The sequence below is a fragment of the Halalkalibacter hemicellulosilyticusJCM 9152 genome, assembly GCF_000513115.1.
Lineage (GTDB): Bacteria > Bacillota > Bacilli > Bacillales > Bacillaceae_D > Halalkalibacter > Halalkalibacter hemicellulosilyticus.
Genome location: NZ_BAUU01000038.1, coordinates 1 through 19,951 on the forward strand (window position 1 = coordinate 1; position 19,951 = coordinate 19,951).

General features: G+C 37.5%; 17 protein-coding genes and 1 pseudogene. 12 read left to right on the forward strand and 6 right to left on the reverse strand.

Going from position 1 to position 19,951, the window contains the following annotated elements:
• The coding region (locus JCM9152_RS18355; protein ID WP_035346798.1) for an LPxTATN C-terminal sorting signal domain at positions 1-226 on the forward strand (226 nt) is incomplete at its 5' end.
• 124 nt (positions 227-350) lie between these two features.
• On the opposite strand, the gene JCM9152_RS18360 is transcribed toward JCM9152_RS18355, so the two are convergent.
• Positions 351-1,085, reverse strand: coding sequence for a VLRF1 family aeRF1-type release factor (locus JCM9152_RS18360; protein ID WP_369384591.1), 735 nt, complete (start codon positions 1,083-1,085; stop codon positions 351-353).
• A 292-nt stretch (positions 1,086-1,377) separates the two neighbouring features.
• Here JCM9152_RS18360 and JCM9152_RS18365 point away from each other — a divergent pair, with 292 nt between their 5' ends.
• Genes JCM9152_RS18365 through JCM9152_RS18375 form a run of 3 tightly spaced genes read left to right on the forward strand, consistent with a single transcriptional unit; the run spans position 1,378 to position 5,447 of the window.
• Positions 1,378-2,385, forward strand: a complete 1,008-nt coding sequence (locus JCM9152_RS18365) for a substrate-binding domain-containing protein (protein WP_035346799.1) — start codon at positions 1,378-1,380, stop codon at positions 2,383-2,385.
• A 9-nt stretch (positions 2,386-2,394) separates the two neighbouring features.
• Positions 2,395-4,230 carry a cache domain-containing sensor histidine kinase gene (locus JCM9152_RS18370; protein ID WP_035346800.1) on the forward strand — a complete coding sequence of 612 codons (1,836 nt, stop codon included), beginning with the start codon at positions 2,395-2,397 and terminating at the stop codon, positions 4,228-4,230.
• A complete protein-coding gene (locus tag JCM9152_RS18375) occupies positions 4,227-5,447 on the forward strand; it encodes a response regulator transcription factor (RefSeq protein WP_052016136.1) in 1,221 nt (406 codons plus the stop codon). Before JCM9152_RS18370 ends, JCM9152_RS18375 begins: the two co-directional genes overlap by 4 nt.
• 205 nt (positions 5,448-5,652) lie before the next feature.
• Here the strand turns inward: JCM9152_RS18375 and JCM9152_RS18380 are convergent, their stop codons facing one another.
• A complete protein-coding gene (locus JCM9152_RS18380; RefSeq protein ID WP_035346802.1) occupies positions 5,653-6,159 on the reverse strand; it encodes a MepB family protein in 507 nt (168 codons plus the stop codon).
• 277 nt (positions 6,160-6,436) lie between these two features.
• Here JCM9152_RS18380 and JCM9152_RS18385 point away from each other — a divergent pair, with 277 nt between their 5' ends.
• The 5 genes and pseudogenes from JCM9152_RS18385 to mmsB all read left to right on the forward strand — a co-directional run bounded on the left by JCM9152_RS18385 (position 6,437) and on the right by mmsB (position 12,420).
• Positions 6,437-7,252, forward strand: coding sequence for an Hsp33 family molecular chaperone HslO (locus tag JCM9152_RS18385; RefSeq protein WP_035346803.1), 816 nt, complete (start codon positions 6,437-6,439; stop codon positions 7,250-7,252).
• 83 nt (positions 7,253-7,335) lie between these two features.
• The gene (locus JCM9152_RS22100) at positions 7,336-8,058 is read left to right on the forward strand and encodes a MerR family transcriptional regulator (protein ID WP_081728119.1); all 723 of its coding nucleotides are present in this window, start codon (positions 7,336-7,338) and stop codon (positions 8,056-8,058) included.
• Positions 8,059-8,528: 470 nt separating this feature from the next.
• On the forward strand, positions 8,529-9,614 hold the full coding sequence (gene chvE, locus JCM9152_RS18395; protein WP_035346804.1) for a multiple monosaccharide ABC transporter substrate-binding protein: 1,086 nt from the start codon (positions 8,529-8,531) through the stop codon (positions 9,612-9,614).
• 106 nt (positions 9,615-9,720) lie between these two features.
• A complete protein-coding gene (mmsA, locus tag JCM9152_RS18400; protein ID WP_035346805.1) occupies positions 9,721-11,268 on the forward strand; it encodes a multiple monosaccharide ABC transporter ATP-binding protein in 1,548 nt (515 codons plus the stop codon).
• A pseudogene (gene mmsB, locus JCM9152_RS18405) lies at positions 11,255-12,420 on the forward strand (multiple monosaccharide ABC transporter permease). The gene mmsA and the pseudogene mmsB overlap by 14 nt, the downstream one beginning before the upstream one ends.
• 410 nt (positions 12,421-12,830) lie before the next feature.
• On the opposite strand, the gene JCM9152_RS18410 reads toward mmsB, so the two are convergent.
• From JCM9152_RS18410 to JCM9152_RS18425, 4 genes are all read right to left on the reverse strand, one after another.
• Positions 12,831-13,505 carry an N-acetylmannosamine-6-phosphate 2-epimerase gene (locus tag JCM9152_RS18410; protein ID WP_035346806.1) on the reverse strand — a complete coding sequence of 225 codons (675 nt, stop codon included), beginning with the start codon at positions 13,503-13,505 and terminating at the stop codon, positions 12,831-12,833.
• Between the two features lie 269 nt (positions 13,506-13,774).
• On the reverse strand, positions 13,775-14,479 hold the full coding sequence (nagB, locus tag JCM9152_RS18415; RefSeq protein WP_035346807.1) for a glucosamine-6-phosphate deaminase: 705 nt from the start codon (positions 14,477-14,479) through the stop codon (positions 13,775-13,777).
• Between the two features lie 119 nt (positions 14,480-14,598).
• Positions 14,599-15,651: an N-acetylglucosamine-6-phosphate deacetylase gene (nagA, locus tag JCM9152_RS18420; RefSeq protein WP_235715759.1), complete on the reverse strand. Its 1,053-nt coding sequence runs from the start codon at positions 15,649-15,651 to the stop codon at positions 14,599-14,601.
• Positions 15,652-15,683: 32 nt separating this feature from the next.
• On the reverse strand, positions 15,684-16,523 hold the full coding sequence (locus tag JCM9152_RS18425) for a MurR/RpiR family transcriptional regulator (RefSeq protein ID WP_235715760.1): 840 nt from the start codon (positions 16,521-16,523) through the stop codon (positions 15,684-15,686).
• Between the two features lie 324 nt (positions 16,524-16,847).
• Here JCM9152_RS18425 and JCM9152_RS18430 point away from each other — a divergent pair, with 324 nt between their 5' ends.
• The 3 genes from JCM9152_RS18430 to JCM9152_RS18440 all read left to right on the forward strand — a co-directional run bounded on the left by JCM9152_RS18430 (position 16,848) and on the right by JCM9152_RS18440 (position 19,769).
• The gene (locus tag JCM9152_RS18430) at positions 16,848-17,633 is read left to right on the forward strand and encodes a Cof-type HAD-IIB family hydrolase (RefSeq protein WP_035346826.1); all 786 of its coding nucleotides are present in this window, start codon (positions 16,848-16,850) and stop codon (positions 17,631-17,633) included.
• Positions 17,634-18,192: 559 nt separating this feature from the next.
• Complete coding sequence (locus tag JCM9152_RS18435) at positions 18,193-19,056, forward strand: NAD(P)-dependent oxidoreductase (RefSeq protein ID WP_035346808.1); 864 nt, start codon at positions 18,193-18,195, stop codon at positions 19,054-19,056.
• 125 nt (positions 19,057-19,181) lie between these two features.
• Positions 19,182-19,769, forward strand: coding sequence for a thioredoxin family protein (locus JCM9152_RS18440; RefSeq protein ID WP_035346809.1), 588 nt, complete (start codon positions 19,182-19,184; stop codon positions 19,767-19,769).
• The last annotated feature ends 182 nt before the right edge of the window (positions 19,770-19,951 follow it).

The window sequence follows — 19,951 nt, forward strand, 5'->3', positions numbered from 1 at the left end:
ACCACCACCTGGAGGAGAGGAGCCACCACCCGGAGGAGAGGAACCACCACCTGGAGGAGAGGAGCCACCACCTGGAGGAGAGGAACCACCATTCGGAGGAGAAGAAGGATTGCCAAACACTGCAACGAATGTTCATCAAATGATGTTGATTGGGTTTATTCTGATGATAGTGGGGTTTTTGTCGGTGTCTATTAGTCGAAAATTAATAGATAAGAGTAGCCCCTAAGCGAGCGAGGAATCAGGTTCATACACTGTGGACCTACTTCTCAGAAAACGCCTTTGAGAGTTATTTCTCAAAGGCGTTTTTTACTTTTTCAGTTGTTCGAAAATCACTCTTTTCGAACAACTGCTTATAGTACGACCTCACGAATCACTCTTTTTTCTTCGTGATGAAGCATATTTTTATGAATCACACCTGTGATAACTTTGTTCATGTGCTTAGTAAGATCGTTTGCCTCTTCCTTGTCGCCAACAACATAAATATGTTGCCAGCCTGCGTGTTTAGCCATTCGATCTATTATTGATGCTAGACTCTTATACCAACGATAGCGGTTTGCATCAAAACGTTCACGGAATTGTTCTTGTTGTGTGCTTTTCCCGCCGCTCCCAACGGTTGCACGAGATTCATGAGGACCTACATATTCTCGCCAATCTTCGGTATTTAAGTCTAACTGAAAATGATGAGATTGTTTTAGAGAGCCTAGTTCAGCATCGAGAACCTTAACTTGCTCTTTTTGTGTGAGAATCACTCCTGTTTTTGGGAACGTTTGATTGAGTTCTCTTAATTGCTCTGTATTTGCTACTTCACTCCACTCAAACTCTGTCTGTACAGGCATTTGAAACTTCTCTGCAAACCATACAGATTGGTCTGCTGTTGCAAAGATAACAACACTTTTGGCTAGGCTTTGTTCGTTTTCTTTCAAATATGCTTCTACTTTTTCTTTTACAATGGAGTAGTTTCTTTTTTCTTCCTGATCGTCTATTTGTTTTAAATAGCTTTCGAAATTTCGTAGACCATTTTTAAGGTGGATTTTCCATTCTCCCCCTTGCTGATCAGGGTCAGAGCGGTCTGTATTTAAGTACATAGTTAAGATTTTGTTGGATTGTTTTAAATGGATCTTTTCTAGTTTTTTGATCTCTTTTCAAATTTCCATTTTTGTACTTCTCCTCTCTTGATCATTTTGGTTATACTGTACTGTAACCGAAACATGATAAAATAAAACATAGAGATAAAGGATGGCGACGTCTTCGTGTTAAAATAATGGTAGACTTGTAAATGGATATAACTATAACAACTAAAAATAACACTGGGATGAAATAGATTATGGAGCTTGAAAGTGGTTGATGTTATGTATTTTGAAAGGGGTTACATGATTAGTGAGGAAGCTATTATTTGTCTATGTTGCACTTATCGGGATTTTTATGATTTATGTTTATCAATTCCACTTTAAAGAAGTCACACCTAATCCATGGGATACACAAGGGTTACAAGGAGATATTAATGAAATCTATATCATGGTTACGTTTCAATCAGGGATGGATTATTGGAAGAGTAGCTTAAAAGGGTTTGAAGATGCAGCTCAATCGTTAAATGTATCGGTTGAATATCGAGGTGCTACGCAATATGACATTCAAGAGCAAATTACTGTTTTAGAACAAGCCATTGCTAAAAATCCAGCTGGAATAGCGGTTTCAGCAATTGATCCGTTTGATTTAACTGAAACCATTGATAAAGCAGTTGATGCAGGTATCCCAGTTGTACTATTTGACTCAGGTGCTGCCGAGAGTAAAGCGCACTCTTTTTTAGGAACGAATAATTATAATGCGGGTGTAACGGCTGCACATGAAATGTCTAAGCTATTGAATGAAGAGGGGGAAGTAGCTGTCATTACGCTACCTAATCAACTCAATCATCAAGAACGAACGAAAGGATTTCAAGACACATTAGAGGAAGAATATCCAAATATGCAAGTTGTTGCGATTGAGGATGGTCAAGGTGACAGTCTCTTTTCACGAAATGTTGCACATCAATTAATGAAAGAATATCCACAAATCTCAGGGATTTTTGCAACGGAGGCTAATGGTGGAGTCGGGGTAGGAGACGCCATTCGTTTAGAAAAGAGGGTTGGTGATATACAAATTATCAGCTTTGATACAGATAAGGGTACGTTAGATTTAGTAGACGAAGGGATCATTTCTGCAACACTTGCACAAGGGACATGGAATATGGGCTATTGGTCGCTAGTGTACTTGTTTCATCTGCAACATGATCTGACAGAGCCACAAATTTTGCAAACGAGAGATACCGCTCCATTACCACTTTATGTCGATACAGGGATCACGATTGTAACAGATGAAAATGTTGACTACTACTACGCAGATTAGGTGAGGATCATGTTGCAAAAGCTGTCTGAAATGAATAATTTGCCGATTCGATATAAGCTTGTTATTCATTTTTTACTTATTAGTATTTTGCCGTCTTTGTTGTTAGGTGCATTAATTAGCTGGGCGGTGGATCGAATTATTGATCAGCAGGTTAATGATAATACGTTACAACTTATTGATAAAGTGAACAGTACGGTTGAATCACATATAGAAAATGTTCAAAACATGACCTACTTTATATCCTTTGACCCGAATATCCAAGCATTCCTGGATGGAGAATTGAATCAAGAGGATATGACACCAGATGAAGAATATAAAGTATCTAAATTTTTGCAAAATTTCACGACATTGCACCCGGAAATTGCAGGGATATTAGTCGTAAATAACGAAGGTGACTACTTAAGTAATGAGCTCTACACAAGATCTGCTTTCCAATTAACTCATGAAAGCTGGTATCGTCAAGCGGTAGAGAATAATGGGATTGCGAAAATAATCGGTAAGCCACAGGGTAGGAGAATTACTTCACATGTTAATTATCGTGAAGATGAAATTGTGACGGTCGTTCGTGCGATTATGGATGCGGATTCGAACAGGGAGAAAGGAGTTATTTTGATTGATCTGAAGCTCCGTGTGATCGAGGAAGCAGTTCGCGATGTACGATTAGGTAAGTTAGGCTATTTGATGGTTATTGACCAAGAGGGAGAGACGGTTTATTCACCAACTTACTCTAGTCTAGAAAATTTGGAAATCGCCACAACATTCAGTCAAAATTATGGAATCTCCTTTGGGAATCTAAACGGTGAAGAATATCAATTTATTTATCAAAAATCAACTTTCACCGATTGGACAACAGTCGGTGTATTTTCAACCGATCAATCTGTTGCTGAAGTACAGCAAATTCTTTTTTATGTCATTACATTTGTCTTTTTCGTATGTTTTGTCGGGGTTACGGCATCTTATTTTCTTTCTCATACGATTTCACGACCAATTAATCAATTAATGCTTGCGATGCAAAAGGCTGAATCAGGTGATTTAACAAGTCGTTATAAGGCCGGAGGAATGGATGAAGTCGGGCGTTTAGGGAGAAGCTTTAATACGATGATTGAGCAGATTCATAAATTAATCTCCTTAACAGAACGCCAAGAACGAAAGAAGAGAGAAGCAGAGCTGCATAGCTTGCAAGCCAATATTAAGCCTCACTTTCTCTATAATACACTTGATACGATTCAATGGATGGCGCGTAAGAAAAATGCACCAGATGTGGCTGATTTAGTCGGATCACTTTCGAAGCTTTTTCGGATTGGTTTAAGCAAAGGAGGAACGATTATACGATTGGAGGATGAAATGGAGCATATCAAAAACTATCTCCAAATCCAATCGGTTCGTTATAAAAATAAACTGAATTATTCATTAACTGTCACACCGGACTTAAAGCATCTATCGATATTGAAAATTGTTTTGCAGCCGATCGTCGAAAATGCGATCTATCATGGGATCAAAGAAAGGCGAGGGCCAGGATTGATTACAATTGAAGCAAAGCTCGAACAGGAAATGCTCATTATACAAATTGGTGATAATGGGAAAGGGATGACAGAGGAAACATTACAACAGCTAAAAGAGAGTCTTGAGTCCTTTTTAGGTAGTACCGAGGATGAAATGGAAAGTCGCTTAACAACAGGTTATGGTGTCGTCAATGTACATGCACGGTTACGTTTAACGTTTGGTGATCAGTACGGGGTTAAGATTGAGAGTGAATTAGATAAAGGAACGATTGTGACGATTTTTCATCCGGTATTAGAAAATCATCAGGCTCTACAATCGGCAATAAAGGGGGAGAAATCATGAAGCGTTGGAAAGTTTTAATAGCCGATGATGAAATGATCATTCGTGAAGGAATTAAAGAGTCAGTCGATTGGGATCAACTAAACTTAAATGTTGTAGCCGATGCAGAAGATGGAGAGGAAGCATTGGAATTAGCTGTTGAGCATCAGGTTGATATTTTGTTAGCAGACTTAAATATGCCTATTATGAATGGTTTGACACTAATCAAGCATTTGCGTGAGGAGCTTCCGAATTGTAAAGTCATTATTATTACAGGTCACGATGAATTTTCTTATGCGCAAGAGGCTTTGCGATTAAGTGTAGTTGATTATATCATTAAGCCTGTTGAAACAAAGGAGTTATACCGTGTTTTGGACGAGGTTTGCCAAAAGCTAATGTATTTAGAGAATCGTCAACAAGAAATAGAGCAGCGTTCCAAGCAACTTGAACGCAATGTCCCACTACTACGAGAAACATTTTGTCTACAGTGGATAAAGGGTGAATTATCAGAACATGAGATTAGAGAGCAGCTTCGATTCTTACAACTTCCTGAGGTAGCGCCTAAATGGGGAGGAGTCCTTCGTTGGCCAGAAATGGATATCAATCAACCGCTACTAACTGAGCAAGAAAAACAATCGATCTTGTTTGCACTTGAAGAGCACGTTAAGAATGAAGTGTCTAAAAAAGAAGCTGTTGTTGTTCGTGAATCGATTACAGGGTGTATTTATGTATGTATATGGGATGAACAAGACGAAGAACCGTTTCTCACCATTGAACAACATGCAGAGGAAACATTGAAAATTCGCATTGTTCAAAGGATGGAGGCGTTTCATGGTAATGTAAGTGACATCCCATCTTTTATGAAGCGTTGCAAAGAATCTCTATATATTCAAAATGAAGTCTCACAAATTGTTAGAGGCGCCGAACGGTATATGAGCACTCATTTTCATGAGTCTGGATTAACACTTGAGACGATAGCTCGCGAGCTGCATGTGTCATCCGCTTATTTAAGTCGTTTATTTAAACAACAAGTGGGAGTTTCGTTTGTGCATGCATTGACGAAATTAAGAATGAAGAAAGCGATGCAGCTTCTACATTCAACAGACTTAACGATTAACGAAATTTCTCAGCAAGTCGGCTATGAAACACAGCATTATTTTAGTACGGCCTTTAAAAAGGTAGTTGGCGTTACACCCAATGGCTATCGAAAGGGAAAGGTGGCATCATCAAACAAATCTTAACTTATAGGTTATAAAACTCTATTTAGCTTATTCATAATGTGACAATTTGTAAATATAACTGTGAAACTTCTTCTGAAAGTTTCGTTGGACGTTGTATGTCTTGGACGATGATCAAGAAATAAGATTTTCCATATTAAACTAGCTCTACTTTAAGAGGGATTTTACATAACCTTCCTCTTGTACATCTTTTAGGTATGCTGTTACTTTAGGAATATAACCTTAATAAATCTTGGTGGAGTAAATGATGAGAGTTATTCATCTCAAAAAAATATTCTAATTGCCATTTTTGTGTTTCAATAGCTTGTTTGCTAGTGGGGTGATCCCATATAGGGTAAACTCTTATTGCCATTTTTCCTTTTGAAGTGGCTGTTTTAAGGATATTTTGTTTTACGAGGACTTCTTTTGGAAAAACGAATTGTCCAAAATTGTTTTTGCTAGTAAAAGTATTGATAACTAATAAATCGGTAGCCTTTTCATATGAAAAGGCTTGGTTTTTATGATTTTTATCTTTTTCCCAAAAAGCAACAAACTGTCCTATCTTAGTAGGTGTGTTCTTTGCTACTCTAAACCTAACAGATTTTGAATTCAGCTGAAACATACCAGCACCATAATCTGCATTTTGAGTTTCTTCTTGGATAGCATTTATAACGAAGTGATTTGGTTCATAAACATTTTCATTTACATATGATAAAGTCTTATAAAATTCATTCATTATTTGTTACCCCTTTATATTTATACTATTAGAAGTAGCTCCATGCCCCTTTAATCAATAGTACCTTGATTTTACTATCTGAAATATTCAAATTATAAGTATTTAAGTCATACCATATAAAACTACATGAGAGAACATATATTTTTATATTCTGTGTGAATTTGGTTATTTGAATCTCGTGTGGAAAATTTGATATTAAAAACATCTAAGTCTTGAACCTTACGTAAGGTTATGTTTTATAGTGATCTTAACAAAGAATAAGTGAAAGGAAAAATAAATGGAAAACACAATTGTAAAGACACTAATTTATGACAATCAAGTTCGTTTGTTTTTTGTTGATAATACAAAATTATTGAATGAAATTCTTAGCCTTAACAAAGAAACAAACAAAATTCATAAACTTACATTAGCAAAAACAATTTCAGTAATGAGCGTAATTACAGGCTCCTTAAAAGGGGATCAAAGAATAAGTCTCCAAATGACAATGAGTGACCCGAAATTTAAAGTTTTTGCTGATGCAGATGCAAAAGGAAATGTCCGTGGATATCTCAATGGTGAATTTCTGAAAGCTCCTGCTGATTATATTAATCAAATATCTCTTGATCGCCTAATTGGTCATAAAGGAACTATTCGTGTGATCAAAGGATCGGCTATGAATCAATTTACTGGCATAACCGATATGCCATACCGAAACATTGCTGATGATATTTCACATTATTTTAATCAGAGTGAGCAAATTCAAACATATATAGAAGCCAATGTTATATTTGGAAATGACAATTTTCCCCAATGCAGTAGTGCTATATTTGCTCAATTGCTTCCTGGTGCTACGCCTGATCTTATTGATGAAGTAGAACATACGATTAATGCAAATCGAGAATTTTTTACTAGTTTGAATAAATATAGTAAGAAGATTGAAGAAAAGCTAAGTGAGCTATTTAAGGATGTAAATGTGATAGGATATAGCCCTATCCAATTTTTCTGTGGATGCTCCAAAGAAATGTTCCACGGGATGCTTTATTCTTTAAATGAGAGTGAATTAAAACAAGCCATTCATAATCAAGAGACTATTGATACAGTTTGTAAAATCTGAGGAAGGGCATATCGATTCAATGGGAATGAAATTCAAGGACTGTTGAAGTAGATGTTCAACCATTTTATAGAGGTGCATTTTGTATGAAAGAATCCTGGAAAGTAGGAGAGATCGCATCATTAACAGGCTTAACGATAAGAACTTTAAGATATTATGATCAGATTGATTTGTTTACTCCTTCTCGATATACAGATTCAGGACATCGGCTTTACACAAAATCGGATTTGTCCAAGCTACATCAGATCTTAGCTTTAAAACAAATTGGGCTATCCTTAGATGAGATAAAGTCTGTCATTACGAACAAGGAAAGAGGTTTTGCTACAAATATTATTGAGACCCAAATAACACGTATAAAAAAAGATATACAAGTGCAACAAAATCTATTATGTGAATTAGAAAGTGCTTTAAAAACAATTCATAGTAAAAAAATAATGTCCGTAGAGGAATTAACAAAACTATTAGGGGCAATGAAAATGTATCAAGAAAAATACTTTACAAAAGAGCAATTAGACAGGATGAAAAATTATTATGATCAATCTGAGGAAGATACTTTAAAAGAAGCAGAACTAGAATTTAGAATGCTTTTAGAAAAAATACATTTACAAAAAGAAAATGGAACTCCACCTAATAGTAGTAAGGTACAAGCATTGGCAAAAAAGTGGTCTGACATTGTTTACTCATTTACAGGGCATGACCAAAATTTGAAAAAACAAATGGAAAAATTCCATGCAGAAAACCCTAATAATGGTTTGCAGTTTGGGATGGATGCTGAATTATATCAGTATATACAGGAAGCATTAGAATAAGTTATTACATTCCTCACTGAATGCTTAACATTTAGAAATTAAATATTGTAGATATGAGAGTGTGGATTTCTAGTTGAGACTATCATGCGTGACCGAACTGTAAAACCTCTTTTCTACATGCCTTTCAAATGGTCGAAACTATATGTAAAGGACAAATTTAAATAAGCATTCATCTGAAAAAGTTCATGATGGATGCTTATTTGAGTTTTACGAAGTGAAGTAGGAGTAAATCACATCTTGATAAAAATGAATTTTAAGCGGCGGAAGCGGTCGGTTTTCCTCTTTCTTTTGGAAAGAATGTAGCTTAATGGACTTTCGTCTCAGTAGTTAAGGATTTATTAATGATTTTCGAGTATGAGGTTAAAATATTATAAAAATTTAAAAGATATTGCAAAGATAATTTAAGCGCTTTCATTTAGAATGACGTTATAAGCAAGACAAAACAACATCATTTTAAGGGGGAAAAAGAAATGAAAAAGTGGTTAGTTGTCTTTATTCTTTCGATTGGTATGATAGCGCTTGCAGCTTGTGGTGGTGACGAAGCAAGTGGAGGTGGAGATGGAACAGGGACGGTAGGGATTTCGATGCCTACACAATCATCGGAAAGATGGATTGCTGATGGGAATAATATGGTAGAGCAATTCGAGGAGCTAGGCTATGAAACGAACCTACAATATGCAGAAGACGTTATTGAAAATCAAATCGACCAAATTGAGAACATGATTACACGTGGAGTAGATGCGTTAGTGATTGCCTCAATTGATGGTGAATCTCTAACAGAAGTGCTAGATTTAGCTGCGGATATGGATATTCCTGTTATTGCGTATGACCGACTAATTCGTAACTCTGAGCATGTTAGTTATTATGCGACCTTTGATAACTTCCAAGTCGGTGTATTAAAAGGTAGATATATAGAAGAATATTTAGGTCTTGATGAAGGGGAAGGTCCATTCAATATTGAATTATTTGCGGGATCTCCTGATGATAATAACGCGTATTTCTTCTTTGACGGTGCTTTATCTGTTTTACAGCACTACATTGATAATGGACAATTAGTCGTTCAAAGTGGTCAAACAGACTTCCAGCAAGTTGCAACGTTAAGATGGGATGGATCACTAGCACAAGAGCGTATGGATAACCTATTAAGTGGTTTTTACACAGATGAAACGTTAGATGCTGTTCTTTCGCCATATGATGGAATTAGTATTGGTATTATTTCTTCACTAAAAGGTGTTGGCTATGGTTCTGCTGATTTACCGATGCCTGTTGTAACAGGTCAAGATGCAGAACGCCCTTCGATTGTATCGATCATTGCAGGAGAGCAAACGCAAACGATTTTCAAGGATACACGCGAGTTAGCTGGTAAGGCAGTTGAAATGGTTGATGCTGTTCTTAAAGATGGAGAAGCAGAAGTGAATGATACTGAAACGTATGATAATGGAGTTCAAGTCGTACCTTCTTATTTACTAGAGCCTGTTTCTGTTGACATTGACAACTATAAAGAAGTGTTAGTCGGAAGTGGATACTATGATGAGAGCGATTTTGAAGAAGAATAAAATCATCATCATATAATCTTTGAAAAGGTTTTGTAAGCGATTTAGTGATAGTGATGATAACTATCACTAAATCGTTATTTACATCCAAGGAAGAAGGTGATCGAATATGGCTAATACTATATTAGAAATGAAAAATATTACAAAAACCTTTCCTGGTGTTAAAGCGCTAGATCATGTCAATTTCAAAGTTGAAACAGGTGAAATACATGCTCTCGTTGGTGAGAATGGCGCAGGGAAGTCGACTTTGATGAAAGTCTTAAGTGGAGTCTATCCACATGGGACATATGATGGGGATATTTTATTTGAAGGTAAGGTATGTCAATTTAAAGATATAAAAGAAAGTGAAGAACTTGGAATCGTGATTATTCATCAGGAATTAGCACTCATTCCCGAGCTATCTATTGCTGAAAATATCTTTTTAGGAAATGAGCAAGCAAATAAAGGGGTTATTAATTGGAATCAAACGATTAATGAAGCAGCTAAACTATTGGAAAAAGTTGGTTTGACAGATGAACCCCGGAAGCTTGCCATGGATATTGGGGTTGGCAAGCAGCAGCTTGTGGAGATCGCAAAGGCGCTTTCTAAGAAGGTTAAGCTCCTTATATTGGATGAGCCGACAGCTGCATTAAATGAAGAAGATAGTGAGAATTTATTAAACTTATTATTAGAGTTTAAAAAGCAAGGGATGACATCGATTATTATCTCCCATAAATTAAATGAAATTTCGTATGTGGCCGATAACTTGACCGTTCTAAGAGATGGTCAATCGATTGAAACGTTGTCTTTAGCGAGTGGTGAGGTAACGGAGGATCGGATAATTAAAGGAATGGTTGGGCGTGACCTTGAAAATCGATTTCCCCCGAGAGAGCCTACTATTGGTGAAACGATCTTTGAAGTGAAGAATTGGAATGTTGATGATCCTCTTCATGCAGGTCGCAAGCTCATCAAAAATGCAAACTTCCATTTGAAAAGAGGAGAAATAGTTGGTATAGCAGGGCTGATGGGCGCAGGGAGAACAGAATTGGCTATGAGTATCTTTGGTAAATCCTATGGAAAGAACATCACGGGACAATTGATCAAAGAAGGAAAAGAAATTTCCGTACAGTCGATTAGAGATGCCATTGATCAAGGATTAGCTTATGTAACGGAAGATCGAAAGACGTATGGGTTAATTTTAATTGATGACATTAAACATAACATTTCATTAACGAGTCTTGAGAAGCTATCAAAGCATCAAATCGTTGATAAAAATCAAGAAATACGTGAAGCTGAAGGCTTTAGAAAGAAGATGAATATCCGTACTCCTAGTATCGATCAAAAGACAGGAAATTTAAGTGGCGGAAACCAACAAAAGGTCGTATTAAGTAAATGGATTTTGTCTCAGCCTGATATTTTAATATTAGATGAGCCAACCCGTGGGATTGATGTCGGAGCAAAATATGAGATTTATAGTGTTATTAATGAATTAGCGGCACAAGGGAAAGCCGTTCTGGTGATCTCCTCTGAGCTTCCTGAGCTACTCGGGTTAAGTGATCGTATTTATGCGTTAAGTGAAGGTCGTATTACGGGAGAAGTACCTAGAGAAGAAGCAAACCAAGAGACATTAATGAAATATATGACGAGAACAGGGGGCGATGGACATGAAGCTGGGTGATATCCTGAAAAGTAATATGCGATCATATGGAATGATCGTGGCGCTCATGTTTATTATTCTATTATTTAGTATTTTATCAGATGGGATTTTGTTGCGACCGCTTAATGTGACAAATCTTATTTTGCAAAATAGTTATATTCTTGTGCTAGCTATTGGGATGGTAATGGTTATTATAGCGGGGCATATTGACTTATCAGTTGGATCAGTTTGTGCCTTTGTAGGGGCAATAGCTGCAATCTTTATGATTGAAATGCAAATGCCAACAGCTGTTGCAATCTTCCTATGTTTACTATTAGGTGCTCTTATTGGTGCTTGGCATGGTTTCTTTATCGCTTATTTAAAGATGCCATCTTTTATCGTGACATTAGCCGGTATGCTGTTATTTAGAGGATTAACAATGGTCGTATTAGGGGGACAATCACTTTCGCCTTATCCAGCAGAATTCCGTTTAATTAGCTCAGGCTTTATTCCGGATATTCCATTTCTCGGTTTATCCTCCTATCATGTATTGACTATTCTAATTGGTGTTGTGCTTTCACTTCTTGTTATTTTCAGCGAGCTAAAAGAACGTCGTGTTCAACTGAAAAATCAATTCTCGGTATTACCAACAGGTTTCTTTATTGCTAAGCTAGTTGCAATGATAGCAGTGATTAATATTTTCACATTTGTCTTAGCCTCTTATCGAGGTATTCCAAATATTCTATCATCTTGTTTGTGTTAATCGTTGTATTCTCATTTATTATGAATAAAACGGTAATGGGACGCCATATTTATGCAACAGGTGGTAACCAAAAAGCTGCCGAATTATCAGGGGTTAAAACAAAGCGAGTGACGTTCTGGGTATTTGTTAATATGGGCTTCTTATCTGCAGTGGCTGGTTTGATTTATGCAGCGCGATTGAATGCAGCAACTCCGAGAGCTGGTACGATGTTTGAGCTTGATGCGATTGCCGCAGCATTCATTGGTGGTGCCTCAATGGCAGGTGGTGTCGGTACCATTGTTGGTGCTGTCGTCGGGGGTCTCGTAATGGGTGTAATGAACAATGGAATGTCGTTAATCGGTATTACAATTGATTGGCAACAAGCTATTAAAGGTTTAGTATTACTCGCAGCAGTTGGATTTGATATTTATAATCGAAATAAGTCGAAATAAAGTAGTAAATACTCTTATTACAATGTATTCATCATCGTAATAAGAGTATTTTTGTTTATAACAAAGTTAATCGTGAAGTGAACGTTAATGAAATTTGGAATGACAAAGCCTAGCTTGAAGAAGAATAGGACAAGTACAAAAAGGCAAGTTGTTCATCGCACTGGTATGAAAATGCCACGTAGTTATGGTTGGATTCGGAGCCCAAAGATATATACATATAGTAAAGTATTCAGGCAAACAAACTACATTTGATCTGTTTAAGCTAATGAAGATTTAAATGAAAGAGGCTGGGAAAAAAGTATTTTCATAAGTGAGATACCGAACAAATCTAGAATGGAGCACATCCACCGCTCCTGAAATATACTTCGCTTTCCGCGGGAAGCTGTATCGGTCATGACATCTATGAAGACTTACTCTGCTATCTCATTGACAAACCTCTTCGTAATTTCTAGTGGTCTCGTAATAGCTGATCCGACAACGGCTGAATATGCACCTACTTCGAATAATTGTTTTAATTGCTTGGGTGTTTGGATCCCTCCCTCTGCAACGATAGGAATGGATAGCTTTTTAGCTAAGTGTTTTACAAGGGAGATATCTGGTAATGTTTTTCCTTTTGTAGCATTTGTATAACCACTTAATGTTGTGGCAATGCAATCAAATCCGAGTTCGGTTGCCATTAGGCCTTCTTCAAATGTAGAACAATCAGCCATGAATAATTGGTTTGGATAACGCCTCCGAATAGAAGGGAAGAATTCGTTAATCGTTTGTCCGTTAGGTCTTATTCGGTTAGTCGCATCCAAGGCTATCATATCAACACCTTCCTCATAAAGGAGGTCAATTTCTTTTTCGGTAGGTGTGATAATGACATCTGATGATGGATAGTCGGCTTTTATAATTCCAATGACAGGTAACTGGACTGACTTTTTTATTTCGCGAATATCGACAATACTGTTCGCTCTGATCGCTTTTGCACCACCGAGCATAGCAGCATAAGCCATACGTCCCATTATTTTTGATCCATATAGCGGTTCGTCACGTAGAGCTTGGCAAGAAACGATTAGTTGTCCTTTAATGGCACTTAACATAGAATCTCTCCTGTTTAATGAAGAGGTTGAGACAAAGTATTTTCATAAATGAGAACCCGAACAAATCCAGAGTGGAGCACATTCATCGCTCCTGAAATATACTTCGCTTTCCGCGGGAAGCTGTTGAGCCCCGCAGAAGTCTACGAATATTTCATCCGCTACGTTCTCTACATGTACGGATTCTCAGCTAAACACTTTCGTTATGTTCCAACCTCATGTAGTATTAGAGTTTATCAGTCAAAAATGAAGAAAAAGCGCGTAAATTTTTTTTATCCAATAATAACGGTGACATTTGGATGGTTATGGAGAATCGATGCTGGGAAATCCTCACATACGTCTCCTTCGAGTAACCGCTTAATGGCAGGCCTTTTCTTTTCACCTGATGCAAGCAGCAAAATTTCTTTACTTTCCATAATCGTTTGAATCCCCATTGTTATGGCTTGATTCGGCACGTCTTCTTCACGTTCAAAGAATCGTGCATTCGCCTTACGTGTAGAAGGCTTTAAATCAACAATATGAGTTCGAGTGGAGAAGGCTGTTCCTGGTTCATTAAAGCCGATATGGCCATTCAATCCTAGTCCTAGCAATTGGACATCAATACCGCCATGTTCTTTTATAAGTTGTTCATACCTTAGACATTCTTGTTCAGCATTGTCTGTAATTCCGTCTGGAATGTGAATATGACTTTCTCGTATGTTAATATGCTTAAAAAGATGCTCATCCATATAATAATGATAGCTATTTTGATCTGCTGGTTTGAGTCCGATATATTCATCTAAATTAAATGTTGTGACATTTGAAAAGGAGAGCTGTCCCTGAGTGTAGCCTTTTACAAGGAGCTCATATAACCTTTCTGGGGTTGAGCCTGTTGCAAGTCCAAGTACTGGCTTGTTGACATGCAACAACTTTGCTTTTATGATTTCGTATGCATACGTACTCATTTCTTCATAGTTAGTCAAATGTACGGTTTTCATGTTAGTGCTCCTCTCGTTTGTAGGAAATTGATCCACGGCAGATGGTATACATGAGATTAAAATGTTCGTCAACTAATAGGAAGTCAGCATCTTTCCCTTCAGATATGCTTCCTTTCCGATCATAGAGCTAGTTGTTTGGCAGGGTTTATCGCAGTCATTTTCACAATGTCACCGATCGTTGCGGTTGTCATTTTTTGGATGTTTTTTGCAGCATCAATCATTTTCAAAACACTTCCAGCTAATGTCCCATTTGATAATAACGCTTTTTTCCCGTCTGTGGTCACGATCTGTCCTCCGAGTGAATAGGTTCCGGGAGGCATTCCTTTAGCTTCAACTGAGTCGGTAATGAGTATGAGCCGATCTGGGCCGACCTGTTGATAAATGAGATTAACCATATCTGGCGAAACATGCAGGCCGTCGACAATTAATTCGCACATTAACTCTTTTAATAATAAGCCAGCTCCAACGGCTCCGACATCACGATGGTGTATAGCTGTCATGGCATTACAAAGGTGAGTAAGTTGACTTACGCCTTTTTTGACACTATGTCTTATTTCTGCCATTGAAGCATTCGTATGTCCGGCAGAAACGATCACTCCAGAGTGTACTAAAAAAGAAATGAAATCCTCCTGTATATCCATTTCTGGAGCTAGTGTAATGACTTTGATTCGTCCATTCGATACGTGTTGCCAATGTTTAAACTGTTCAATTGAAGGAGGAATGACATACTCGGACGGTTGTGCTCCGGCCTTTTCTATATTAATGAAGGGACCTTCTAAATGAATACCTAATAGCTCTGCTTCTTGATATTTGATACGATAGTTGGCAACCGTTTTCAACGCTTGATCGATAGCTTCTTTAGATTGTGTGATAGTGGTTGCTAAAAAGCTTGTCGTTCCTTCTGCTGGTAAACTAGCTGCTATCGTTCGTAATGCAGCCTCTTCTCCATTCATCACATCAGCTCCCGCAGTACCGTGAATATGTACATCAATAAAGCCAGGTATGATATGGTGCCCATTGCCATCTATCGCATATTCCCCCGCTCCTAAATGAGGATCACCTTCTCCTATTTCCATTATGGTCTTATTGTTTGTCCGAATATATCCGTCAATGACCTCTGTTTCACAATGAATGTTTACATTGTAGAAAACAATCGCGTTTGTCTGTTGCATCCTATCACCTCTTTATAATGAAACTGAGTAACTCAATAAAGTTTCTTTGCTGTGTTTTCTGAAATTTGATGTTTCATCGCTTCTGATTGCTCATAATTTTCTAATGTGACTCCTGTACAAATAAGGTCAATAAGATATAATTGCGCAACTTTTGTAATAAGGGAACCACTATCTAACGGACTTTCTTTTGCTGATGTAAGCAAGACTTGATTGGCAAGCTTTGTTAAGGGTGACTTTAAATAGTTTGTGATAGCAATGATCGTTGCACCTTGTGCTTTGGCAATTTGTATTGTATCAACGATATCCTTCGTGCTACCCGTTACACTAATGGCGATAACAACCGTTTCTTTTGTCATACTTGATGCTCTCATGACTTGAGTGTGAGGGTCGGTAACGGCTTGAATATGTTTTCCGATTCGAAGTAGACGGTTTTCCATGTCATTAGCTGCAATACCAGAGGAACCAATTCCAAAAATAACGACATCGGGAGCTTGCGCGATTGTTTTTACAGCAACTTCTAGTGCTAGAGCGTCTATAAGGTCATAGGAATCATGAATGGCTTGAACCATATAGTCACGAACTTTTTCTATATATGTGCTATTTTCTTCATTTGGAGTCCTTTTTGCTGATTCCTCTTGGGCAAGAGCAAATTTGAAATCTTGAAAGCCTTTGAAGTGAAGTTTTCTAAAGAAGCGTAATAATGTTGCCTCAGCTACATCACATGATTCAGAAAGCTCAGTTAAGGAATAGTATAGGACTTGATCGATGTGGGAAGTGATATAGTGATATATTTTCGTTTCTGATTTTGTAAAGCTGTGCTTATGCTGTTCCATCATAATAGAAGGCTTATATCGATTTGATTCGCTATCCAATTGAGATCCTCCTTTTGGTCAAATGTGTCTATGATTACTGTACCAATTTGATTATTTGTTGTCAAACTAAATTAAATAATGAAAGTTAATTGTCATTATTGGGAGAGTAATAATTTTTCTAAAATAGCATGTTCAAAAAGTACGCAAAAACTTGGTGCTTAAAAGTGGTAGGAGGAAAGAAGAATACTTGGAATGTGAGCTTAAATGTTTTTTTATTGACATGAAACGCGTTCCATACGATACAATACGAAGGGAAAAGAAGAATAGAAAAGAAAAAGGGCGTTACAATAGAAATAAAATATCATAGAGAAAGTTGGTATGGAAATGGGAGAGAAGAGTGTTATTTTTTTTGATATTGATGGTACGTTATTAAGAGAAGATAAGACATTACCTACTTCTACTAAAAAAGCCATATTTGCATTGAAGGAAGAGGGGCATGAAGTTGCTATTGCAACAGGGAGAGCGCCATTTATGTTTGAGGATATTCGTGAGGAACTCGATATTCAAACGTATGTGAGCTACAATGGCCAGTATGTTGTCCTGAATGGGGACGTCCTCTACACGAATCCACTTCATACGGAAGCATTGATCCGTCTAACGGAGGAAGCAGTTAGCCATGAGCATCCGGTTGTATTTATGGATCATGCAGATATGAAAGCGAATGTCCCACCAGAGCATTCATTTATTACTGAAAGTATTGATTCGTTAAAAATAGCTCATTTTCCAGCGCATGATCCTCACTATTATAAAGGTCGTGATCTATATCAATCTCTTTTGTTCTGTCCAGAAGGTTCAGAGGAGCGATATGAGAGAAACTATCCAGAGTTTGATTTTATTCGTTGGCATCCTCTTTCGGTTGATATTTTGCCTAAAGGTGGGTCAAAAGCAATTGGAATTGAAAAGATTGTTGAAAAACTAGGTTACCCAAAAGAAAGGCAATATGCTTTTGGAGATGGGTTAAACGATATCGAAATGCTTTCAGAAGTTTACAATAGTGTGGCGATGGGGAATGCCGTAGATAAAGTTCAATCAGTTGCGAAATATGTAACAAAATCAGTAGAAGAAGATGGTATTTATCACGGCTTGAAGCTAGTTGGGTTGTTAAAATAAATAGTAAATACCTCACCTAAAGGGCAGTACAGTTCTTTAGGTTTTTTTAAAATAAGAAATATAAAATTCGAGGAAGAAATGTTAAGAGAACCGAAGAAGTAATAGGATCATTCAATGATGTGCGTTTAAGATTTGATAAGTATGGCAGACGCAAGATGCAAAGATCACGTGCTCGATACGGTTCCTCATTCCTCTATTTCTCCGCTCATTCCTTGTTTTATGTCGTTCCGGTTCCTCATTCCTCTATATAAGCTAAATGAGCCCCAAAGGAGCCAAAAAAGCCGAAATAGCGGAATGAGGACTACATTTTCTTATCAGAAAGAGTTTCTTCACTTAATTAGAGGAATGAGGATTACATTTGTTGGTTGGAACTGTGCAAGTAGGTTCGTAAAAGCTGTCGTCCACGCTTGATACACTCTAATTTCTATTAATCACTCTGCACTAACGCGTGTTTCTTATTAAGTGCACGTAAATACAAATAGAGTGCTCTAACGATTTTGAATTTGAAACAGGAGAAAGAGGATTTCTGTAGAATGGTTCTATACAAGGGAGTGAGAGTATGAACGTATCTTTTATTGGTTTAGGGATTATGGGGTTACCGATGGCGAAGCATTTATATAGAGCGGGTTATTTGTACAAAGTATATAATCGTACGAGAGCAAAGGCGGATTATTTCCTTGAAAGAGGGCTTGAGGTAAGTCATACACCAAAGGAAGCCGCTGCTGGGGCCAATTATATCATTACGATAGTCTCTAATTCGAGTGATGTCGAAGAGGTCATCCTCGGAAGAAATGGTGTCATTCATTCCGCCAGCAGGGGTTCAACTATCATCGATATGTCATCAATCAATCCGGAAATTTCAAAACAAATTAGTTTAAGATTGAATGAAAAGGGAATCCAATTCATAGATGCTCCAGTAAGCGGAGGCGAGCAAGGAGCAATAGCTGGAAAATTGGCGATTATGGTTGGCGGCAGGGAAGAGGTTGTTAAGGATGCTGAGAAGGTTTTGAAAGTAATGGGGTCGCCTGTTCATGTCGGGGCGGTCGGATCTGGTGGGTATGCAAAGCTAGCTAATCAAATTATGGTAGCGCTACATCTTCAAGCGATGTCTGAAGCTTTTACACTCGCGAAAAAAGCTAATCTTGACGCTGAACAGCTGTACCTTGCAATAAGAAATGGGTTGGCAGGTAGTCACGCCCTCGATCAAAAAGTAAGCAATATTGTCGAAGGGGAATACGAACCAGGTTTTAAGGTATCCCTTCATTTAAAAGATTTAAACAATGTTTTGGATGCGGCTAATGAGTTAGGTGTGCATTTACCTATTACAAATGAAATTCAACGCTTTATGAAAGAAATGCATAGAGAAGGTATGGGTGAACTTGATCATTCGAGCTTGTACACCTATTTACAAAAAAAGCAGTAAAACCGAGGGCACAAAAAGTTAACAAACAAACTTATTTAGTGCTCTCATAAAATCTGAAGTAGCTGTTGTCATACTCATGTATGTCAATATAAATTAAATGGAGAATTAAGGAGGAGTTCATTCATATGGCTTTCACTTTAGAAATTGGTCAAAAAGCACCGCAATTCTCATTACGTGCAACAGATGGAAAGACGTATTCTCTTAATGATTTTAATGATGCAAAGGTTTTAGTTATCTTCTTTACAGCTAATCATTGTCCTTTTGTTACTGGTTCTGATGAAGTGACACGAAAGACGGTTCAACGCTTTGAGGATCAAGGGGTCAAATTTGTAGGAATTAATTCAAATAGCCCTAACACGTATGCAGAAGATTCATGGGATGGAATGGTTAAAAGAATGGAAGAGCAGCAATTTCCATGGACATATTGTCATGATGAATCACAGGATGTCGCAAGAGCTTATGGGGCTTTGCGAACACCTCACTTTTACGTATTTGACCAAAATCGTGAGCTTATTTACACAGGAAGAGCCATTGATAACCCACGTGAGTCGGAGAAAATGAAGGTGAATGATCTTGAACGTGCTTTAGAGGAACATTTAGCAGGTAAGGAAATTAGTATACCTTTAACGAATCCTATTGGCTGTAATGTAAAGTGGGAAGGAAAAGATGAGCACTGGATGCCAGCCGACGCTTGTGATTTAGTGCAATCATAATATTGCTCATCCGTATGCTTGAAAAGGGAATAATCCTTTTCAAGCATTTTTTTTGAATTCTTAGTCTTAATCAAGATGGAAGGGAATAGATTCTCGGAGCGTTAGTTTATGGAGTATTGGAAGGCTATTGACAAATTGTATATACACACCTATTATGGTATAGACCTCTATAAAACTAGCTC